The 19,936-nt window shown below is 44.4% G+C and carries 31 protein-coding genes, 1 rRNA gene and 1 pseudogene; 30 read left to right on the top strand and 3 right to left on the bottom strand.

Translation table 11 applies throughout. The features are described from left to right. Positions 1-22: 22 nt before the first annotated feature. The 25 genes and pseudogenes from rplE (at position 23) to OTK50_RS18955 (ending at position 14,447) form a co-directional block, all read left to right on the top strand. A complete protein-coding gene (gene rplE, locus OTK50_RS19075; protein WP_003156487.1) occupies positions 23-562 on the top strand; it encodes a 50S ribosomal protein L5 in 540 nt (179 codons plus the stop codon). A gap of 22 nt (positions 563-584) precedes the next feature. Next, a complete protein-coding gene (gene rpsN / locus OTK50_RS19070; RefSeq protein ID WP_003156488.1) occupies positions 585-770 on the top strand; it encodes a 30S ribosomal protein S14 in 186 nt (61 codons plus the stop codon). Positions 771-801: 31 nt separating this feature from the next. Then, on the top strand, positions 802-1,200 hold the full coding sequence (rpsH, locus tag OTK50_RS19065) for a 30S ribosomal protein S8 (protein ID WP_003156489.1): 399 nt from the start codon (positions 802-804) through the stop codon (positions 1,198-1,200). A 30-nt stretch (positions 1,201-1,230) separates the two neighbouring features. After that, a complete protein-coding gene (gene rplF, locus OTK50_RS19060) occupies positions 1,231-1,770 on the top strand; it encodes a 50S ribosomal protein L6 (RefSeq protein ID WP_003156490.1) in 540 nt (179 codons plus the stop codon). 34 nt (positions 1,771-1,804) lie between these two features. After that, positions 1,805-2,167 carry a 50S ribosomal protein L18 gene (rplR, locus tag OTK50_RS19055; RefSeq protein ID WP_003156492.1) on the top strand — a complete coding sequence of 121 codons (363 nt, stop codon included), beginning with the start codon at positions 1,805-1,807 and terminating at the stop codon, positions 2,165-2,167. A gap of 24 nt (positions 2,168-2,191) precedes the next feature. Continuing rightward, positions 2,192-2,692 carry a 30S ribosomal protein S5 gene (gene rpsE, locus OTK50_RS19050; protein ID WP_003156493.1) on the top strand — a complete coding sequence of 167 codons (501 nt, stop codon included), beginning with the start codon at positions 2,192-2,194 and terminating at the stop codon, positions 2,690-2,692. A gap of 13 nt (positions 2,693-2,705) precedes the next feature. Continuing rightward, positions 2,706-2,885, top strand: a complete 180-nt coding sequence (rpmD, locus tag OTK50_RS19045) for a 50S ribosomal protein L30 (protein ID WP_003156497.1) — start codon at positions 2,706-2,708, stop codon at positions 2,883-2,885. A gap of 30 nt (positions 2,886-2,915) precedes the next feature. Beyond that, positions 2,916-3,356: a 50S ribosomal protein L15 gene (gene rplO / locus OTK50_RS19040; RefSeq protein WP_003156499.1), complete on the top strand. Its 441-nt coding sequence runs from the start codon at positions 2,916-2,918 to the stop codon at positions 3,354-3,356. Position 3,357: 1 nt separating this feature from the next. Further along, positions 3,358-4,653, top strand: coding sequence for a preprotein translocase subunit SecY (gene secY / locus OTK50_RS19035; RefSeq protein ID WP_007615246.1), 1,296 nt, complete (start codon positions 3,358-3,360; stop codon positions 4,651-4,653). 51 nt (positions 4,654-4,704) lie between these two features. Beyond that, positions 4,705-5,358, top strand: a complete 654-nt coding sequence (locus OTK50_RS19030) for an adenylate kinase (RefSeq protein ID WP_007410407.1) — start codon at positions 4,705-4,707, stop codon at positions 5,356-5,358. Further along, positions 5,355-6,101 carry a type I methionyl aminopeptidase gene (map, locus tag OTK50_RS19025; protein ID WP_007410408.1) on the top strand — a complete coding sequence of 249 codons (747 nt, stop codon included), beginning with the start codon at positions 5,355-5,357 and terminating at the stop codon, positions 6,099-6,101. Before OTK50_RS19030 ends, map begins: the two co-directional genes overlap by 4 nt. 22 nt (positions 6,102-6,123) lie before the next feature. Further along, positions 6,124-6,448, top strand: a pseudogene (locus tag OTK50_RS19020) (RNA-binding protein). After that, positions 6,426-6,644, top strand: coding sequence for a translation initiation factor IF-1 (infA, locus tag OTK50_RS19015; protein WP_003156508.1), 219 nt, complete (start codon positions 6,426-6,428; stop codon positions 6,642-6,644). The pseudogene OTK50_RS19020 and the gene infA overlap by 23 nt, the downstream one beginning before the upstream one ends. Before the next feature lie 33 nt (positions 6,645-6,677). After that, positions 6,678-6,791, top strand: coding sequence for a 50S ribosomal protein L36 (rpmJ, locus tag OTK50_RS19010; protein WP_003156543.1), 114 nt, complete (start codon positions 6,678-6,680; stop codon positions 6,789-6,791). Positions 6,792-6,813: 22 nt separating this feature from the next. Then, the gene (gene rpsM, locus OTK50_RS19005) at positions 6,814-7,179 is read left to right on the top strand and encodes a 30S ribosomal protein S13 (protein ID WP_003156545.1); all 366 of its coding nucleotides are present in this window, start codon (positions 6,814-6,816) and stop codon (positions 7,177-7,179) included. Between the two features lie 24 nt (positions 7,180-7,203). Continuing rightward, positions 7,204-7,599: a 30S ribosomal protein S11 gene (rpsK, locus tag OTK50_RS19000; protein WP_003156547.1), complete on the top strand. Its 396-nt coding sequence runs from the start codon at positions 7,204-7,206 to the stop codon at positions 7,597-7,599. A 176-nt stretch (positions 7,600-7,775) separates the two neighbouring features. Beyond that, positions 7,776-8,720, top strand: a complete 945-nt coding sequence (locus tag OTK50_RS18995; RefSeq protein WP_003156549.1) for a DNA-directed RNA polymerase subunit alpha — start codon at positions 7,776-7,778, stop codon at positions 8,718-8,720. A gap of 77 nt (positions 8,721-8,797) precedes the next feature. Then, positions 8,798-9,160: a 50S ribosomal protein L17 gene (gene rplQ / locus OTK50_RS18990; RefSeq protein WP_003156550.1), complete on the top strand. Its 363-nt coding sequence runs from the start codon at positions 8,798-8,800 to the stop codon at positions 9,158-9,160. Between the two features lie 131 nt (positions 9,161-9,291). Further along, positions 9,292-10,137, top strand: coding sequence for an energy-coupling factor ABC transporter ATP-binding protein (locus OTK50_RS18985; RefSeq protein WP_007615256.1), 846 nt, complete (start codon positions 9,292-9,294; stop codon positions 10,135-10,137). After that, positions 10,113-10,982, top strand: coding sequence for an energy-coupling factor ABC transporter ATP-binding protein (locus OTK50_RS18980; protein ID WP_014416754.1), 870 nt, complete (start codon positions 10,113-10,115; stop codon positions 10,980-10,982). Before OTK50_RS18985 ends, OTK50_RS18980 begins: the two co-directional genes overlap by 25 nt. Further along, positions 10,979-11,776 carry an energy-coupling factor transporter transmembrane component T family protein gene (locus OTK50_RS18975; RefSeq protein WP_014304219.1) on the top strand — a complete coding sequence of 266 codons (798 nt, stop codon included), beginning with the start codon at positions 10,979-10,981 and terminating at the stop codon, positions 11,774-11,776. Before OTK50_RS18980 ends, OTK50_RS18975 begins: the two co-directional genes overlap by 4 nt. Before the next feature lie 12 nt (positions 11,777-11,788). Continuing rightward, a complete protein-coding gene (gene truA / locus OTK50_RS18970) occupies positions 11,789-12,532 on the top strand; it encodes a tRNA pseudouridine(38-40) synthase TruA (RefSeq protein WP_017419475.1) in 744 nt (247 codons plus the stop codon). Between the two features lie 159 nt (positions 12,533-12,691). Continuing rightward, on the top strand, positions 12,692-13,129 hold the full coding sequence (rplM, locus tag OTK50_RS18965) for a 50S ribosomal protein L13 (protein WP_003225844.1): 438 nt from the start codon (positions 12,692-12,694) through the stop codon (positions 13,127-13,129). A 20-nt stretch (positions 13,130-13,149) separates the two neighbouring features. Beyond that, positions 13,150-13,542 carry a 30S ribosomal protein S9 gene (gene rpsI, locus OTK50_RS18960; RefSeq protein WP_003225846.1) on the top strand — a complete coding sequence of 131 codons (393 nt, stop codon included), beginning with the start codon at positions 13,150-13,152 and terminating at the stop codon, positions 13,540-13,542. A gap of 137 nt (positions 13,543-13,679) precedes the next feature. Beyond that, positions 13,680-14,447 (top strand): class I SAM-dependent methyltransferase, encoded by a 768-nt coding sequence (locus tag OTK50_RS18955; protein ID WP_105938174.1) that lies wholly within the window; start codon positions 13,680-13,682, stop codon positions 14,445-14,447. 13 nt (positions 14,448-14,460) lie between these two features. On the opposite strand, the gene OTK50_RS18950 is transcribed toward OTK50_RS18955, so the two are convergent. Then, positions 14,461-14,934, bottom strand: a complete 474-nt coding sequence (locus OTK50_RS18950) for a DinB family protein (RefSeq protein WP_101670652.1) — start codon at positions 14,932-14,934, stop codon at positions 14,461-14,463. 130 nt (positions 14,935-15,064) lie between these two features. On the opposite strand from OTK50_RS18950, the gene OTK50_RS18945 reads away from it, so the two are divergent. The 3 genes from OTK50_RS18945 (at position 15,065) to OTK50_RS18935 (ending at position 17,414) form a co-directional block, all read left to right on the top strand. Then, a complete protein-coding gene (locus OTK50_RS18945; RefSeq protein ID WP_011996201.1) occupies positions 15,065-15,508 on the top strand; it encodes a DUF2521 family protein in 444 nt (147 codons plus the stop codon). Between the two features lie 60 nt (positions 15,509-15,568). Continuing rightward, complete coding sequence (gene cwlD / locus OTK50_RS18940; RefSeq protein ID WP_007615278.1) at positions 15,569-16,282, top strand: N-acetylmuramoyl-L-alanine amidase CwlD; 714 nt, start codon at positions 15,569-15,571, stop codon at positions 16,280-16,282. Positions 16,283-16,361: 79 nt separating this feature from the next. Further along, complete coding sequence (locus OTK50_RS18935) at positions 16,362-17,414, top strand: Mrp/NBP35 family ATP-binding protein (RefSeq protein WP_224223968.1); 1,053 nt, start codon at positions 16,362-16,364, stop codon at positions 17,412-17,414. A 32-nt stretch (positions 17,415-17,446) separates the two neighbouring features. Here the strand turns inward: OTK50_RS18935 and gerD are convergent, their stop codons facing one another. Continuing rightward, a complete protein-coding gene (gene gerD, locus OTK50_RS18930) occupies positions 17,447-18,004 on the bottom strand; it encodes a spore germination lipoprotein GerD (protein ID WP_007615280.1) in 558 nt (185 codons plus the stop codon). Between the two features lie 107 nt (positions 18,005-18,111). Here gerD and kbaA point away from each other — a divergent pair, with 107 nt between their 5' ends. Beyond that, positions 18,112-18,708: a KinB-signaling pathway activation protein gene (gene kbaA, locus OTK50_RS18925; protein WP_082999147.1), complete on the top strand. Its 597-nt coding sequence runs from the start codon at positions 18,112-18,114 to the stop codon at positions 18,706-18,708. Here kbaA and pdaB read toward each other — a convergent pair whose 3' ends face one another. After that, positions 18,709-19,473: a polysaccharide deacetylase family sporulation protein PdaB gene (gene pdaB, locus OTK50_RS18920; protein ID WP_082999148.1), complete on the bottom strand. Its 765-nt coding sequence runs from the start codon at positions 19,471-19,473 to the stop codon at positions 18,709-18,711. 339 nt (positions 19,474-19,812) lie between these two features. Here pdaB and OTK50_RS18915 point away from each other — a divergent pair. Further along, positions 19,813-19,936, top strand: a 16S ribosomal RNA gene (locus tag OTK50_RS18915); the annotation flags it as partial.

Genomic DNA, 19,936 nt, shown 5'->3' with positions numbered 1-19,936 from the left:
TAAAGGAAGGGAGGTCTATCTCATGAACCGCCTTAAAGAAAAGTACAATAAAGAAATTTCACCTGCTTTAATGACGAAGTTCAACTACGACTCTGTTATGCAGGTGCCGAAAATCGAAAAAATCGTAATCAACATGGGTGTCGGTGATGCTGTTCAAAACGCGAAAGCAATCGACAGTGCTGTTGAAGAATTAACGTTTATCGCAGGTCAAAAACCTGTCGTTACTCGTGCGAAGAAATCAATTGCTGGATTCCGTCTTCGTGAGGGAATGCCTATCGGTGCGAAAGTAACTCTTCGCGGAGAGCGCATGTATGATTTCCTTGATAAACTTATTTCTGTATCTTTACCGCGTGTACGTGACTTCCGCGGGATTTCTAAGAAATCTTTCGACGGTCGCGGAAACTACACTCTTGGTATCAAAGAACAGTTAATCTTCCCTGAAATTGACTACGATAAAGTAACAAAGGTTCGCGGAATGGACATCGTTATTGTAACGACTGCTAACTCTGACGAAGAGGCTCGTGAGCTATTAACTCAAGTAGGTATGCCGTTCCAGAAATAATCAATGAAAGGGAGGCGAAATCGTGGCTAAAAAGTCAATGATTGCGAAACAACAACGTACACCAAAGTTTAAAGTGCAAGAGTACACTCGCTGTGAACGCTGCGGACGTCCGCACTCAGTCATTCGTAAATTTAAACTTTGCCGTATTTGTTTCCGTGAGCTTGCATATAAAGGACAAATTCCTGGCGTGAAAAAAGCCAGCTGGTAATCCCCAAGAATGGGAAGGAGGTAATTATATAATGGTTATGACAGATCCAATTGCAGATATGCTGACTCGTATTCGCAATGCAAACATGGTACGTCATGAGAAGCTTGAAATTCCTGCTTCTAAATTGAAAAGAGAAATTGCTGACATTTTAAAGCGTGAAGGTTTCATTCGTGACGTTGAGTTCGTAGAAGACAGCAAACAAGGTATCATCCGCGTTTTCTTGAAATACGGACAAAACAACGAGCGCGTTATCACTGGTCTTAAAAGAATCAGCAAACCAGGTTTGCGTGTATACGCTAAATCAAATGAAGTACCTCGCGTACTTAACGGTCTTGGAATCGCGATTATTTCTACATCACAAGGTGTTTTAACGGACAAAGAAGCCCGTGCAAAACAAGCTGGTGGAGAAGTTCTAGCATACGTTTGGTAAGAAGTTTAACAAGAATGGAGGTGTTTTAGTATGTCTCGTGTAGGAAAAAAACTGCTTGAGATCCCTTCTGGAGTTACAGTAACGCTGAACGAAGGCAACACTGTAGCTGTAAAAGGACCAAAAGGAGAATTAACTCGTACTTTCCATCCTGATATGGAAATCAAAATTGAGGACAACGTGCTTACAGTTACTCGTCCTTCTGATCACAAAGAGCACCGTGCGCTGCATGGTACGACTCGCAGTCTGCTTGGAAACATGGTTGAAGGCGTATCTAAAGGATTTGAAAGAGGTTTGGAATTAGTCGGTGTCGGTTATCGTGCGGCTAAATCCGGAAACAAACTTGTTTTAAACGTTGGATACTCTCATCCTGTTGAGATCGTTCCTGAAGAGGGCATCGAAATCGAAGTTCCTTCTCAAACTAAAGTAGTTGTAAAAGGTACAGACAAAGAGCGTGTAGGAGCTATCGCTGCTAACATCCGCGCTGTACGTTCTCCAGAGCCTTACAAAGGTAAAGGAATCCGCTACGAAGGTGAAGTTGTTCGCCGTAAAGAAGGTAAATCTGCTAAGTAAGACCGCTTAAAGTGAAGAAAGGAGTGACCTAAGGATGATTACGAAAACTAGCAAAAATGCTGCTCGTCAAAAAAGACATGCCCGTGTTCGTGCTAAACTTTCAGGCACAGCTGAAAGACCTCGTCTGAATGTGTTCCGTTCAAACAAACACATTTATGCTCAAATCATCGATGATGTAAATGGCGTTACACTTGCTAGTGCCTCTACTCTCGATAAGGATTTGAACGTGGAAAGCACTGGTGACAGCGCTGCTGCTGCTAAAGTCGGTGAACTCGTTGCGAAACGCGCTTCTGAGAAAGGTGTTTCTGACGTAGTATTTGACCGCGGCGGATACTTATACCATGGACGTGTAAAAGCTCTGGCCGATGCAGCTCGTGAAGCCGGACTGAAATTTTAATAAAAAAAGGAGGGACACATGATTATGCGTCGTATTGACCCAAGCAAATTAGAGTTAGAAGAACGCTTAGTTACGGTTAACCGCGTAGCGAAAGTTGTTAAAGGTGGTCGTCGTTTCCGTTTCGCAGCTCTAGTCGTTGTCGGTGACAAAAACGGTCACGTAGGTTTCGGTACTGGTAAAGCACAAGAAGTACCTGAAGCAATCCGCAAAGCTGTTGAAGATGCGAAAAAGAATTTGATTGAAGTACCAATGGTTGGAACTACGATTCCACACGAAATCATCGGACGTTTCGGTGCAGGCAATATCTTGTTGAAACCTGCTTCTGAAGGTACTGGAGTTATCGCTGGAGGCCCTGTACGTGCGGTACTTGAGCTTGCTGGCGTTGCTGATATCCTTTCTAAGTCTTTAGGTTCTAACACACCGATCAACATGATCCGTGCAACACTTCAAGGTTTAAGTGAGCTTAAACGTGCCGAAGAGGTTGCGAAGCTTCGTGGAAAATCTGTAGAAGAACTGTTAGGATAAGGAGGGAACATTAATGGCTAAATTAGAAATTACCCTCAAACGCAGTGTAATCGGTCGCCCGGAAGATCAGCGCGTTACTGTAAGAACACTTGGTTTAAAGAAAACAAACCAAACTGTCGTTCATGAAGATAACGCTGCGATCCGCGGTATGATTAATAAAGTATCTCATCTAGTTTCTGTTAAAGAACAATAAAAATAAATTATAGGCTAAGGAGGTGTCCTAATGAAACTTCATGAATTAAAGCCTTCAGAAGGTTCACGTAAAGTACGCAATCGCGTAGGTCGTGGTATTGGTTCTGGTAACGGTAAAACAGCTGGTAAAGGTCACAAAGGTCAAAACGCTCGTTCTGGCGGCGGTGTACGCCCTGGATTCGAGGGGGGACAAATGCCTTTATTCCAACGTCTTCCTAAACGCGGTTTTACAAACATCAACCGTAAGGAATACGCTATTGTGAACGTAGACAAATTGAACGGTTTTGCGGAAGGAACGGAAGTCACTCCTGAACTTCTTCTTGAGACTGGTGTTATTAGCAAACTTAATGCAGGAGTAAAGATTCTTGGCAACGGTAAATTAGAGAAAAAATTAACTGTAAAAGCCAATAAATTCTCTGCTTCTGCGAAAGAAGCTGTTGAAGCTGCTGGCGGTACAGCTGAGGTGATCTAACTTGTTTAAGACAATCTCCAACTTTATGCGTGTGAGTGATATTCGGAATAAAATCATTTTTACATTACTCATGCTTATCGTCTTTCGCATAGGTGCGTTTATCCCTGTGCCATATGTAAATGCTCAGGCGTTGCAGACACAAAGTTCGATGGGGGTTTTTGATCTCCTTAATACATTTGGCGGCGGTGCGCTTTATCAGTTCTCCATTTTTGCGATGGGAATTACGCCTTACATCACTGCTTCAATCATCATTCAGCTGCTTCAGATGGATGTTGTGCCGAAGTTTACCGAGTGGTCTAAGCAAGGTGAAGTCGGCCGCCGTAAATTAGCTCAGTTCACGAGATATTTTACGATTGTGCTTGGTTTTATCCAGGCATTAGGTATGTCTTACGGGTTTAACAACCTGGCAAACGGTATGCTGATTGAGAAATCCGGCATATCGACATATCTGATTATTGCTTTAGTACTCACTGGAGGAACTGCTTTTTTAATGTGGCTGGGAGAACAAATTACTTCCAATGGAGTAGGTAACGGAATTTCGATCATCATCTTCGCGGGGATTGTGGCTAGTATTCCGAAAACTGTTGGGCAGATTTATGAGACTCAATTTGTCGGCAGCAGCGATCAGCTGTTTATTCATATTGTAAAAATCGCCTTACTGGTGATTGCGATTTTGGCCGTTATTGTTGGTGTTATATTCATTCAGCAGGCCGTACGCAAAATCGCGATTCAATATGCAAAAGGGCAAGGTCGTTCACCTGTTGGCGGAGGCCAGTCAACTCACCTTCCGCTTAAAGTGAATCCGGCAGGGGTTATTCCGGTAATCTTTGCGGTTGCGTTTCTTATTACGCCGCGTACTATCGCGTCATTTTTCGGAGAAAACAATGTGACAAAGTGGATTCAAGCCAACTTTGACAATACACATCCGGTGGGCATGGCGGTTTATGTCGCATTAATTATCGCCTTTACGTACTTCTATGCTTTTGTGCAGGTAAACCCTGAACAAATGGCTGATAACCTTAAAAAACAGGGTGGCTATATCCCGGGGGTTCGTCCAGGGAAAATGACTCAAGATAGAATTACGAGCATTTTGTATCGACTTACGTTTGTGGGTTCTATATTCTTAGCCGTGATTTCCATTCTTCCTATCTTTTTCATTCAATTCGCTGGATTGCCTCAAAGTGCACAGATTGGCGGAACATCATTGTTAATTGTCGTCGGGGTAGCCTTGGAGACAATGAAGCAGCTGGAGAGCCAGTTAGTGAAACGTAATTACCGAGGATTTATGAAAAATTAGAGGACTGGTTTTAACCATTCCTCTAAATAAGAGAGGACGGGGGAAATCCGAATGAACTTAGTCTTAATGGGACTTCCTGGAGCCGGTAAAGGCACACAGGGAGAACGAATTGTTGAGGATTATGGGATACCTCATATCTCAACGGGAGATATGTTCCGTGCTGCTATGAAAGAAGAAACACCACTCGGACTCGAAGCAAAGTCTTATATTGATAAAGGCGAGCTCGTACCGGACGAAGTCACAATCGGCATTGTCAAAGAAAGACTCGGCAAAGATGATTGTGAAAGAGGTTTTCTTCTGGACGGATTTCCGCGAACAGTCGCTCAGGCTGAAGCTCTTGAAAACATTCTTGAGGAATACGGCAAGCCGATTGATTATGTCATTAACATTAAAGTAGACAAAGACTCTTTAATGGAACGTTTGACTGGACGCAGAATTTGCAGTGTTTGCGGCACAACCTATCATTTGGTTTTCAATCCGCCGAAAACGCCGGGTGTTTGTGATAAAGACGGAGGAGACCTTTATCAACGGGCAGATGATAATGAGGAAACCGTCTCAAAACGGCTTGAGGTCAACATGAAGCAGACTCAGCCTTTACTCGATTTTTATTCTGAGAAAGGGTATCTTGTCAACGTCAATGGCCAGCAGGACATTAACGACGTGTACAAAGATGTGAAAGAGCTTCTTGGAGGATTGAGCAAATGATTATCTGTAAGACCCCTCGTGAGCTTGGCATCATGCGGGAAGCAGGGCGAATCGTGGCTTTGACTCATGAAGAGATGAAAAAGCACATTAAACCAGGAATCTCGACAAAAGAATTGGATCAAATTGCCGAACGTTTTATTGAGAAGCAGGGTGCAATCCCATCTTTTAAGGGGTATAATGGGTTTCGCGGGAGCATCTGTGTATCAGTTAATGAAGAACTCGTTCACGGAATACCCGGTAAAAGGGTTTTGCGTGACGGTGACATTATCAGCATTGATATCGGTGCTAAATTAAATGGTTATCATGGTGACTCTGCTTGGACATATCCGGTAGGAAACATCAGTGATGATGATAAACGACTGCTGGAGGTAACAGAGGAGTCTTTATATAAAGGCTTGAAGGAAGCAAAACCAGGTGAACGTTTGTCGAATATTTCCCACGCAATACAAACGTATGTCGAAAATGAGCAGTTTTCAGTTGTTAGGGAGTATGTCGGACATGGTGTTGGTCAAGACTTGCATGAGGATCCGCAAATTCCTCATTACGGTCCGCCAAACAAAGGACCTAGGCTGAAGCCTGGTATGGTTCTCGCTATAGAACCGATGGTTAACGCTGGCAGCCGATATGTGAAAACATTGGCTGATAACTGGACGGTTGTAACGGTAGATGGGAAAAAGTGTGCTCATTTTGAACATACGATTGCGATTACGGAAACGGGTTTTGATATACTGACAAAAGTCTAGATGATGAAATGAATTCCATGACATATGTTTTTCATTCCGCACCTGGGCAGATTGTAGGTTTACAATTGGTCGGAAGAAAAACCGGCTAGCTGCTGTCATCGGAATGAAGATTCATCATCGTGTACTAAAGCAGACGGAGAAAAGCGTACATTTCATTCTCCTTAGAAAAAGAATATCAATCATTCACCCTTTATGATTGCGTATCTCCGGAAGTTCAGAACAGTATAAACGAAACAGGGCGTGTGACAAACGGATAACTGAGATTTTCTCTTTTGAAATTTGTCAGAGAGCAAGTTACTGATTTGAAGAAGGGAGAACACTTGAATGGCGAAAGACGATGTAATTGAAGTGGAAGGTACGATTGTCGAAACACTGCCAAACGCGATGTTCAAAGTTGAACTCGAAAATGGCCATACGGTTTTGGCTCACGTATCTGGTAAAATCCGCATGCACTTCATTCGCATTTTACCTGGAGACAAAGTTACGGTAGAATTATCTCCATATGACTTAACTCGTGGCAGGATTACGTACCGTTACAAATAAAGCACTCCGGAAACTGAAGGAGGTTGGAAACACATGAAAGTGAGACCATCAGTTAAACCAATCTGCGAAAAATGTAAAGTTATTCGCAGAAAAGGAAAAGTAATGGTGATCTGTGAAAATCCAAAGCATAAACAAAAACAAGGATAATTAATAAGGAGGTGCCCAGAGAATGGCTCGTATTGCTGGTGTAGATATCCCACGTGACAAACGTGTTGTTATTTCTTTAACATATGTCTTCGGAATTGGCCGCACAACGGCTCAGCAAGTCTTGAAAGAGGCTGGTGTTTCTGAAGATACTCGTGTGCGTGATCTTACTGAAGAAGAACTTGGTAAAATCCGTGATGTTATTGACAAACTGAAAGTAGAAGGTGACCTTCGCCGTGAAGTTTCTCTTAACATCAAGCGTCTGATCGAAATCGGAAGCTACCGCGGAATCCGCCATCGCAGAGGTTTGCCTGTTCGCGGACAAAACTCTAAAAACAATGCGCGTACTCGTAAAGGTCCGCGTCGTACTGTAGCTAACAAGAAAAAATAAGTAAGTAAGGGAGGTACCTAAACAATGGCTGCTGCTCGTAAACAAAACACGCGTAAACGTCGCGTGAAAAAGAATATTGAGTCAGGAATCGCTCATATTCGTTCAACTTTCAATAACACGATCGTTACGATCACTGATACTCATGGTAATGCTATTTCTTGGTCAAGTGCCGGAGCTCTAGGATTCAGAGGTTCTCGTAAATCTACTCCTTTTGCTGCGCAAATGGCTGCTGAAACAGCTGCTAAAGGTTCAATCGAACACGGACTTAAAACTCTTGAAGTAACTGTTAAAGGACCAGGTTCTGGCCGTGAAGCTGCAATCCGTGCTTTACAAGCTGCCGGGCTTGAAGTTACAGCTATCAGAGACGTAACTCCTGTTCCTCATAATGGATGCCGTCCACCAAAACGTCGCCGCGTGTAATTTGTTTGTATAGATTTTGTGTCCCTGTCAATAATGGGTTATGATACAGTTATTTATGAAACGAATGCACCGACTCGTTGCCTGAGCACATACGGGACTAAACAATGGGGAATTTCGGATGGAATCTCATATGATTCTATTCGAGGTTTCGACGTTTTGAAGGAGGGTTTTAAGTAATGATCGAGATTGAAAAACCAAAAATCGAAACGGTTGAAATCAGCGACGATGCCAAATTTGGTAAGTTTGTCGTAGAGCCGCTTGAGCGTGGATATGGTACAACTCTGGGTAACTCCTTACGTCGTATCCTCTTATCCTCACTCCCTGGTGCCGCTGTAACATCGATCCAGATAGATGGTGTACTGCACGAATTCTCGACAATCGAAGGCGTTGTGGAAGATGTTACAACGATAATCTTGCACATTAAAAAGCTTGCATTGAAAATCTACTCTGATGAAGAGAAGACGCTTGAAATTGATGTACAGGGCGAAGGAACTGTCACAGCAGCTGATATTACACACGACAGCGATGTTGAAATCCTTAATCCGGATCTTCATATCGCGACTCTTGGTGAGAATGCGAGTTTCCGAGTTCGCCTTACTGCACAAAGAGGACGTGGGTATACACCTGCTGATTCGAACAAGAGAGACGATCAGCCAATCGGCGTGATTCCGATCGATTCAATCTTTACGCCAGTTTCTCGTTTATCTTATCAGGTAGAAAACACTCGTGTAGGCCAGGTTGCAAACTATGACAAACTTACACTTGATGTTTGGACTGACGGAAGCACTGGACCGAAGGAAGCAATTGCGCTCGGTTCAAAGATTTTAACTGAACACCTTAATATATTCGTCGGTTTAACTGACGAAGCTCAGCATGCTGAAATCATGGTTGAAAAAGAAGAGGACCAAAAAGAAAAAGTTCTTGAAATGACGATTGAGGAACTTGACCTTTCTGTCCGTTCTTACAACTGCTTGAAGCGTGCGGGCATTAACACGGTTCAAGAACTTGCGAACAAGACGGAAGAAGATATGATGAAAGTTCGCAACCTGGGACGCAAATCACTTGAAGAAGTGAAAGCGAAACTAGAAGAACTTGGACTCGGCCTTCGCAAAGACGATTGATCTAGTTTCCATGTGAACTAGGATTTTCGTGTGTTTTTTATTTAGAAACAGCATTCCATTAAAGGAGGGGACATCACATGTCATACAGAAAACTAGGACGTACGAGTTCACAGCGTAAAGCTATGCTTCGTGATCTTACAACAGATTTGATCATCAACGAAAGAATTGAAACAACTGAAACACGTGCGAAAGAACTTCGCTCTGTTGTTGAAAAGATGATCACTCTTGGTAAGCGCGGTGACTTGCATGCTCGTCGTCAAGCTGCTGCATACATTCGCAACGAGGTTGCTAATGAAGAAAATAACCAAGATGCACTTCAAAAATTGTTCTCTGACATTGCAACTCGTTACGAGGAGCGCCAAGGCGGATACACACGTATTATGAAGCTTGGTCCTCGCCGTGGTGACGGTGCACCAATGGCAATCATCGAATTGGTTTAATCACATATTTTTGTGTATCTAAAGAAGGGCGGGACAGTTTCTAACTGGATCTATGCCCTTTTTTTAGATATCAGAACTTTTTATCATGAGACAGACAAGCAGAGCTATAGCTGAGAGGAGGCCAGGCGCCCGTGGATCAAAAACAGCTTATATCCGTAAAAGACATTCTATTCCGATACCGCAAAGATGCGGAAAGACCGGCGCTAGACGGTGTGAGTCTGGAGGTATACGAAGGAGAATGGCTTGCTATCGTAGGCCACAACGGTTCAGGGAAGTCGACTTTGGCCAGAGCGCTGAACGGGCTGATTTTGCCCGAGGCCGGAGAAATTGAAGTCGGCGGCATCAAACTGACTGAGGATACCGTGTGGGATGTGCGAAAAAAAATAGGGATGGTCTTTCAGAATCCCGATAACCAATTTGTCGGAACGACTGTTCGCGATGATGTGGCTTTTGGTTTAGAAAACAATGGTGTTCCGCGCGAAGAAATGATTGAGAGAGTAGATTGGGCTGTCACACAAGTCAATATGCAGGATTTTCTTGATCAAGAGCCGCACCATCTCTCCGGAGGTCAAAAACAAAGAGTGGCGATCGCGGGAATTATTGCCGCGCGTCCTGATATTATGATTTTGGATGAAGCGACATCCATGCTTGACCCGATTGGGAGAGAAGAAGTCCTTGATACTGTCAGACGCTTAAAAGATCAGGGCATGGCCACCGTCATTTCGATAACACATGATCTGGAAGAAGCCGCAAGGGCGGACAGGATCATTGTGATGAACGGCGGCAGAAAATATGCAGAGGGCACGCCTGAAGAGATTTTTAAATTAAACGAAGACTTGGTTCGCATCGGTCTTGATTTGCCTTTCTCATTCCAGCTCAGCCTGCTTTTGAAAGAAAGCGGACTGGCGTTAACGAAAAACCATCTGACTCAGGAAGGGCTGGTGAATGAGCTGTGGACATTAAAATCAAAGATGTAGAACACCGCTATCAAATGAAAACACCGTTTGAACGGCTTGCTCTGTATGATATCAATGCCGTAATAAAAGAGGGCAGCTACGTTGCCGTCATCGGGCATACAGGGTCGGGCAAATCGACGCTCCTGCAGCATTTAAACGGTTTGCTGAAACCGACTAAAGGACAGCTTGAACTCGGGAGCACGATTCTGGCAGCCGGTAAAAAGAATAAAGACCTTAAGACTTTACGAAAAAAAGTCGGAATCGTTTTCCAATTTCCCGAACATCAGCTGTTTGAAGAGACTGTGCTGAAGGACATCGCATTCGGACCGATGAATTTCGGTGTAAAAAAAGAAGACGCTGAACGGAAAGCAAAAGAAATGCTGGGGCTTGTGGGCCTTCCGGAAGACATTTTGGATCGTTCACCATTTGAGCTCAGCGGCGGCCAGATGCGCAGAGTGGCGATTGCCGGCGTTCTCGCGATGGAGCCGGAAGTGCTGGTTTTGGATGAACCGACGGCCGGTCTTGATCCGAGAGGGCGCCAGGACATTATGGACATGTTCTATGCGCTTCATCAGCGGGGAAACCTGACAACCGTTCTCGTCACCCACAGTATGGAGGACGCCGCCCGCTATGCTGACGAAATGATCGTCATGCACAAAGGAACCATTAAAGCGACGGGGAGTCCGCGTGACTTGTTTGTAAAAGGTGAAGAGATGGCCGAAATGGGCCTGGATCTTCCTGAATCGGTGAAGTTTCAGAGACGGCTTGAGAAGGCTCTCGGCGTCAAGTATGAGAAACCCATGCTGACCCTGCAGGATGCCGCCAGTGAAATTAAGGCTTTCTTTCAGGAGGAAAAGGATCAATGATGGACAGCATGATTATCGGAAAGTATGTTCCCGGATCATCGCTTATTCACCGATTGGACCCGCGAACAAAACTTGTCAGCATCTTTCTTTTTGTATGTATTGTTTTTTTGGCAAACAACGTACAGACGTACGCTTTGCTCGGTTTGTTTACATTCGGGGTGATTGCCTTAACGCGCGTGCCGTTCAGCTTTTTGCTGAAGGGGCTTAAGCCGATTATCTGGATTGTGGCGTTTACCTTTTTATTACACATTTTCATGACGCATGAAGGATCTGTCATTTTTCAGCTTGGCTGGTTTAAAGTATATGAGGGCGGACTTATACAGGGGATTTTTATCTCCCTCCGTTTCGTTTACCTTATCTTTATGACGACGCTGCTGACGCTGACAACAACGCCGATTGAAATAACGGATGGAATGGAGCAGCTGCTGAATCCTTTTAAAAAGGTGAAGCTGCCCGTACACGAACTCGCATTGATGATGTCGATATCATTGCGATTTATCCCGACATTGATGGAAGAGACAGATAAAATCATGAAGGCGCAAATGGCGAGGGGTGCGGACTTTACAAGCGGCCCGGTGAAAGACAGAATCAAAGCGGTTGTTCCGCTGCTTGTCCCGCTGTTTGTCAGCGCCTTTAAACGCGCAGAAGAGCTCGCGGTCGCCATGGAGGCGAGAGGCTACCAGGGCGGTGAGGGGAGAACGAAATACAGAAAGCTCGTCTGGACCGGAAAGGATACCGGAGCTATTCTGCTCATCATCGTATTAGCCGTGTTATTGTTTTTCTTAAGAAGTTAGAGGTGCTGCTGAATGAGAGTGAAATGTACCATTGCTTATGACGGGCATTTATTTAACGGATATCAGGTTCAGCCTGGAAAGCGGACCGTTCAAAGTGAATTGGAAAAAGCGCTGGCCGTCATCCATAAAACGGACGGCAGAGTGCCTGTGTACTCATCCGGCCGCACGGACAGCGATGTTCATGCTGCCGGGCAGGTCATTCATTTTGATACGCCGCTGTCCATCCCGGCTGAGAAATGGCCGTTTGCGCTCAATGCCCTGCTGCCTGATGATATTGCCGTCAAAACAGCAGAGATTGCGGATGATGGGTTCCATGCACGATTTAGCGCGGTCCAAAAGGAATATCGCTACATTGTATATACGGAGAAACACCCGGACGTATTTAAACGACATTACGCTTACCATTTTGCATATCAGCTTAATGTGCAGAAAATGAGGGAAGCTTCAAGGCACCTCATCGGGACACATGATTTCACAAGCTTTTGCGCGGCTGATACCGCGGTTCAGGATAAGGTCAGAACGATTTACGAGCTGGATTGGACTGAGACCGGAGACGGCCTGCAGATGCGGATCACCGGTAACGGTTTTCTCTATAATATGGTCAGAATCATTGCCGGAACGTTATTGGATACAGGAGCTGGAAAATTTTCTCCCGATGATGTAAAAGCAATGCTCGAAGCGAAAGATCGCGAAGCCGCGGGGCGCACCGCACCGGGGCACGGGCTGTATTTATGGAGCGTTTGCTATGACAACTAAACCAGGTGTAACATTTTCTTGACAGAGTCTGCATAAAGTTATAAGATATCATATGGTATGTATTTCAACCCCACGATAAGCCCCGGAACTTATTGTGTTGTGAAATAGAACGTAATCGAAGATTATTGAAAATGACAGATCATTTAGGAGGGAAATTCAATGCGTACAACACCTATGGCTAACGCAAGTACTATTGAACGCAAGTGGTTAGTTGTTGATGCAGCTGGCAAGACTTTAGGACGTCTTTCTACAGAAGTTGCATCTATCCTTCGCGGGAAACACAAACCGACTTACACACCGCACGTTGATACTGGAGATCATGTGATCATCATCAACGCTGAAAAAATCGAGTTAACTGGTAAAAAGTTAACTGACAAAATCTACTACCGTCACACTCAACATCCAGGCGGATTAAAATCAAGAACTGCTCTTGAAATGCGTACAAACTACCCTGAGAAAATGCTTGAGCTTGCTATCAAAGGCATGCTTCCAAAAGGTTCTCTAGGTCGTCAAATGTTCAAAAAATTGAACGTATACCGTGGTTCTGAGCATCCACATGAAGCACAAAAACCTGAAGTTTACGAACTTCGCGGTTAATTAAAAAGGAGGTTACCAATTTGGCACAGGTTCAATATTACGGTACTGGCCGTCGTAAAAGTTCTGTAGCGCGTGTGCGCTTAGTTCCAGGAGAAGGTCGTATCGTCGTTAATAATCGTGAAATCAGCGAGCACATTCCATCTCCAGCCCTAATCGAAGATATCAAACAACCATTAACTTTAACTGAAACAGCTGGTACTTATGATGTTTTAGTAAACGTACATGGAGGCGGCTTATCTGGTCAAGCTGGAGCAATCCGTCATGGTATCGCTCGTGCTTTGCTTGAAGCAGATCCAGAATACCGTGCAACACTTAAACGTGCTGGTCTTCTGACTCGTGACGCTCGTATGAAAGAACGTAAAAAATACGGTCTTAAAGGCGCTCGTCGTGCACCTCAGTTCTCAAAACGTTAATCGTTTTGGATGGCAAAAACCACAACTTCTTGGTTGTGGTTTTTTTGTATTTTTTTCTCATATCCAAGAGGTTATCCGATGTTTTTCTAGAATTGTTTGTTATACTCTATTCATTACCAATAAGGAGCGCAGTTATAATGAATAAGTTAGTCATACATAACAGCAAGGCATGGGATAAAAAAGTCGAAACAGGCAATGAATGGACGGTTGCGGTTGATTCTCATACGATTGGTGAAGCGAAAAAAGGCAATTGGAGCATCAGAATGACCCCCGGAAAAGATGTGCCGGCGGATTGGTTTCCGCCCATAGACGGTCTGAAGGTTCTTTGTCTCGCTTCAGGAGGAGGACAGCAAGGGCCTGTCCTTGCTGCTGCAGGAGCGGACGTGACCATCTTTGACAATTCGGAAAAACAGCTTGCGCAAGACAAAATGGTTGCCGAGCGGGACGATCTTACGCTTCGGACTGTCAAAGGCAGCATGAATGATCTGAGCTGCTTTGATGATGAGTCATTTGATTTTATCGTGCACCCGGTATCGAATTGCTTTGTTGATACGGTTCTTCCGGTATGGAAAGAAGCTCATCGCGTATTGAAAAAAGGCGGGTCTTTAGTCTCCGGTTTTGTAAATCCCGTCGTGTTCTTATTTGATATGGATTTAGAGCAGGAAGGTGTACTCAAAGTAAAGTATTCCATTCCGTTTTCGGATGAAAAAGACCTGAGTAAGCAAAAGGTAAAGGAACTTATTGATAATCATGAAGCGCTTGAATTCGGCCATACGCTGGAGGATCAAATTAAAGGTCAGATTGACGCAGGCTTCATGGTTGCCGGTTTTTACGAGGACAAAGGCGGCCTCGTGCTGGATGAATACATTAATACATACTCCGTAACAAGAAGCATTAAAATATAAAAACGGCATCCCGTCAGAGGTGCTGTTTTTTTGCGGCTTTTTCCTGCGGACGGCTGATCACATTAGCCGAAACCGGTTCTATTCCAATTTCTCTGGCCCAAACCGACAGTTGTCCCATATGGTGAATCTCATGCGCAAGGATGTGGCGGAGAATATCTTCTTTAGGAAAGGTTTGGTCCATCCAGTCCGGCTTAACAAGATCCGGTCTTTTGAGGGAGACCGCATGAATGACATCCTCCCGATACTGTTCAGACAGCTTTCTGAGATCCTGAATGCTCGTATAGTCAGACTCAGCAGGTAAAACATCATCTTTACCTAAAATGGCACGAGCCCAGCTGATCTCGACATCAATGATATGAAATAAAGTCCGCAAGATGCTCTCCATACCGCCCGTCCGGGTTTTCGTCAGTTCCTCCCGGCTCAGCTTTTCACATATCATAAACCACTCGTCACGCACCGTCCAATTGTATTGAAACAGCTTTTTCATCACGTCACCTCAGCTCTTTATTCTTCCAGTTAACATAAAACTCCTTCATTTGGGAGGATTTCCACTATCAACAAAGCATGCTTTTTCCCTTTTCCTTTCAAAATAACAGTAAAAAGGAGCGTGGCTGGCAATGGCAGAAGTATTATCTTTTTCAGACGTGAAACGGCAGAAGGATTTTGAGCTTGAGAAGAGTTTACTAAAGGAGCTGTCACTGACGCAGATCATTCAGTCCGTAAAAGCATGTCTTACCCCTTTGTTTCCCTTTCTTCAAGACGAAAACGGCATTCTGAGTGAAGGATGCATAGATTTTGCAATTGAAGCGTATTTATTAGGCGGCAGGTTCGGCGTCTTTGGCTATTATGGTGAGTCTTTGCAGAGGGCAAACGCCCGTTCGGCTGAGGAAGAGGAAGAACTGACGGTCGATTTTTTTGAATATCTTTGCAATTGGACGCATGAGCAATATTCTTCCGTTAAACAAAAAGAAATCTATGAAGCGTCCTGCCGGTTTATCAACAGCTGGTGGACGGAAGGATTTCTGCAAAGAGAAAAACAATGTAAGCTCCGCATGAGATAATCATAATTTCTTCCCTTGTCCCATACTTATTAATAACGGGGACAAGCGGGAGGGAAAGGTATGACAAAAAAGCTGAAATGGCTCGGTTTTTTACTTGGCTTTATCATATTATTGTGTTTATTCCGGTTTCAATTCCAAAATGATGATTCCTGGCGGCCGTGGAGTCTGCCCCTGAGCGGGAAAATCATCTATCTCGATCCGGGACACGGCGGGCCGGACGGAGGCGCCACGGGAGGCAGTCACCTTGAAAAGGACATTACTCTCGAAGTGGCCTCCAGGGTAAGAGACTATTTGCAGGAGCAGGGAGCTTTGGTCATTATGACGCGGGAGACGGATACTGATTTAGCTCCTGAAGGGACGAAAGGCTACAGCAGACGCAAAGCGGAAGATCTGAGAAAGCGCGTGGAAATCATCAACCGTTCAGAGGCGGAGCTTTATATCAGCATTCATCTGAACGCCATACCGTCACCGAGATGGAGCGGCGCCCAAAGCTTCTACTATGGAAAATACGAAGAAAATGAAAAAGTGGCAAAATATATACAGGACGAATTGAGAATCAATTTGGAGAATACAACGAGAAAGGCGAAACGGATACACGGCATTTACTTAATGCAGAATGTAACCAAACCGGGCGCGCTGGTGGAAATCGGATTTCTGTCCAATCCCGCGGAAGCGAAAAGGCTCGGCCAGCCCAAATATCAGGACAAAATCGCTTCTTCCGTGTATAAGGGCGTATTGAGATATTTTACAGAGAAAGGAGACCCTCCCGAGTAAGGAGGGTTTTTCGCCGATTCTATGTTTAATATATGGTATAATACCATTTGTAAACGAATACACAAAGGGTGAGGGTTCGATGATAAGAGAAGATGAAGTAAGAAATATAGTCGGAAACATGCGCGAACCTTTTCTTCATAGACCGCTGGGAGAATTGGATGCCATCAAAGAAGTAAAGATCAAGCCGGAAAAACGGCATGTCAGTGTAAAAATTGCATTGGCAAAAACGGGGACGGCTGAACAGATGGGTATTCAGCAGGAAATCGTATCCGTTTTGAAAGAAGCGGGTGCGGAAACTGTGGGACTGCGATTTGAAGAGCTGCCGGAAGAAACATTGGCGAAATTCAGCCGGCCGGCTGCTGAAAGCGAAACCCTGCTGAATAGGAAACACCCGCCGGTCTTTCTTGCGGTGGCAAGCGGAAAAGGCGGTGTCGGCAAATCAACGGTTTCCGTCAACCTGGCCATTTCTCTTGCGCGGCTCGGAAAAAAAGTCGGCTTGATTGACGCGGATATATACGGATTCAGCGTGCCGGACATGATGGGTATTACAGTTCGCCCGACAGTAGAAGGAGAAAAACTGCTTCCTGTCGAAAGATTTGGAGTAAAGGTTATGTCGATGGGCTTTTTCGTCGAAGAAAACGCTCCGGTTGTGTGGAGAGGGCCGATGCTGGGCAAGATGCTGAATAACTTCTTCCATGAAGTTGACTGGGGAGAGGTTGATTATATCGTTCTTGATCTGCCGCCCGGCACGGGTGATGTGGCGCTCGATGTACACACGATGCTTCCGAGCTGCAAAGAGATTATCGTATCAACGCCGCACCCTACAGCCGCATTTGTAGCGGCGAGAGCGGGTTCTATGGCGATTAAGACCGATCATGAAGTTGTAGGGGTCATTGAAAATATGGCTTACTATGAAAGTGCAAAAACCGGCGAGAGAGAATATGTGTTCGGTCAAGGCGGGGGAGATAAGCTTGCAGAGGAATTGCAAGTGCCGCTGCTTGGCAGAATTCCTTTAAAACAGCCTGATTGGGACAAGGATCAATTTGCGCCTTCTGTCTATGACAGAAGTCATCCGATCGGGGAAATTTATATGGGGATCGCCCAGAACGTCATTGAAAAAACAGCTGAATAAAAAAGGGGCCGGGATCAACACGGCCCGGCCTTTTATTGGCTTTCTTTTTCAGAGCTTGAAGCCGCTTTTTTCAATTCATCCTCGAATTGCTTTTTGAAAAGCGGGCTGGAAAGTGTCTCTGTAATTACATCCTCTAAGTAACTGCGGAACTTTTGGCTTTTCACCAGCTCATAGTATTTTTTATCCATGCCGGGGTCCTGCATGATCTGCATAAAACTTTTCTGATAATCAGGGTCTTTCATCAGTTTTTTTATGATTTTTTCGTGCTCGGGCTGAAGAGTTTTTGCAAAGCTCTCGGCGAACTTTGAGTCTTCAAAGATGGTTTTCCAGAACTCCGCCCCTTTTTTAGAGGTGAGGGTTTTCTCTATTGTGCCTTTAATGGCATTTTGATCAATCACCAATGCCTCATTCATCGCATCATCATTTAATATTTCCTTAATTGCTTTTTTTCCATCATCTGTCTTTAATATATCAACAACCATTTTTTTAGTCTGGTCATAATCCATATCCGCTGCTTGGTCTTTTGGAGCACAAGCTGTTACAGATAATACAACAAAACAGCTTATCAATAGCGTTTTGGCTTTTGACATGCATAAGCTCCTTCCTTACTTGTACTTATTTTTAATATGATTCATCGGAATGGATTTATACATAACAAAATATCGCTGAACGCGATTGTCAGGGGGATGAATAAGAGATGAAAAGCCGCGGGCTTGTTCGATTTTTCTTTTCGATTTTAGCTGTGGGCGCTCTTATTACAAGCGTCGTGGGATTTGCTCTGAAGTGGGGGGAGTACAAGGGGTTCTTTCTGAATTTTGAGGCCGGTCAGATTTTCTCCGTTCTGATCTGGTTTATCGGGGTAGGCATGATTTTCAGTGTGATCAGCCAGATGGGATTCTTCGTTTTTCTGACGGTGCACCGGTTTGCCCTTGAAATTCTCAGATCAAGCTCGCTTTGGAATCTGCTTCAGCTGTTTATCATTCTGTTTGTCGCTTTTGATTTAATGTACGTCAGATTTTTGTTTTTCGGAGAGCGGGATGACTCGATTTCGGGGTTTGTCTGGCTGCCGCTGGCTCTGCTTGCCGTCGGCCTGTTGACGGCATATATAAAACAAAAGCAGTCCTCAAAAAATACGTTCGTTTCATCATTATTTTTAATGGTCGTTATTACAGCGCTTGAATGGGTTCCTGCGCTACGAGTGAATAATGAGGACTGGCTTTATTTGATGCTGATTCCGCTGATGGGCTGCAATGCGTTTCAGCTGTTAATGCTGCCGAAGTTTGCCCAGAGGTAGTTATTTCACTTCTGATGACTTGACGTCAGTATTTGCGATCAGGTCGCCGACGGTCACGTTTTTCAGTCCTTTTTGCTTTAAATTGTGAATAATGGCGGGGAGCGCTTCTTCAGTCTGTGTTGCTGAATCAGAGGCGTGCAGCAGGACAATGTCGCCGCCTTTTATATGACTGTTTACATTTTCAATGATTTTATCAGGGCCGGGATTTGTCCAATCCTGCGAGTTAACGCTGTAATGAACCACTGAATAGTGGTACTGCTGTGCAATGGTAAGAACCTTTTTATTAAATTGTCCGGTCGGCGGGCGGAGTAAATGAACATTCTTTACACCCAGCTTTTTAAATGCAGTCTGGGCCCGGAGGATATCTTTTTTTATTTCATTGTCCTCTAGGTTGGTATAATTCTTATACGCATATCCCATGCTGCCGATTTGATGTCCGTCTTTTATCATACGTTCAACTGTGTCCGGGTGCCGTTCCGCCCAAGAAGCTGACAGAAAAAAAGTGGCGTTTTTAATACCGTTTGCTTTTAGCGCGTTCAGAATAGGAACTGCTTTTTCGTCGCCCCAGCTGATATCGAATGTTAATGCGACTTCGCCCGCTTTCGTCTCCCCTTTTGAAATAGCCTTCGGGCCGCTATCAGTTAAAAATACAGGAAGGGGGACGGCTCTCTGTATATAAAAAAAGCTGGCTGCTGCAAATGCGGCAATGATAATAATAAGCAGCTGTTTTATCCTTCTGATGTGCCACACGTAGAAGTTATTCACTGATGACGCCTCCTTATCTTGTCCATGCTTGATTACATCGTATGCTGCGGCGGAGATGAATATAACGAAATACGTTTTAAAAAAATGAAAAAAACACTTGCTAAATTTAAAGAATGCATGGTATATTATTAAACGTCGCTGATGAACAGCAGACAACAACAAAAAGCTTCGGAAACAACTTAAAAAAAGTTGTTGACATAAAAGAAGCTGAGTGGTAAGATAATAAAGCTGCTTCAACAAGCGGTAATGATCTTTGAAAACTAAACAAGACAAAACGTACCTGTTAATTCAAAGTTTTAAATAAATCGCACAGTGATGTGCGTAGTCAGTCAAACTACTTTATCGGAGAGTTTGATCCTGGCTCAGGACGAACGCTGGCGGCGTGCCTAATACATGCAAGTCGAGCGGACAGATGGGAGCTTGCTCCCTGATGTTAGCGGCGGACGGGTGAGTAACACGTGGG

The organism is Bacillus sp. NEAU-CP5 (genome assembly GCF_026420705.1).
GTDB classification, from domain to species: Bacteria; Bacillota; Bacilli; order Bacillales; family Bacillaceae; genus Bacillus; species Bacillus velezensis.
Note: the sequence above shows the minus strand (reverse complement) of the source record. Positions and strands in the feature narration are given on the sequence as shown.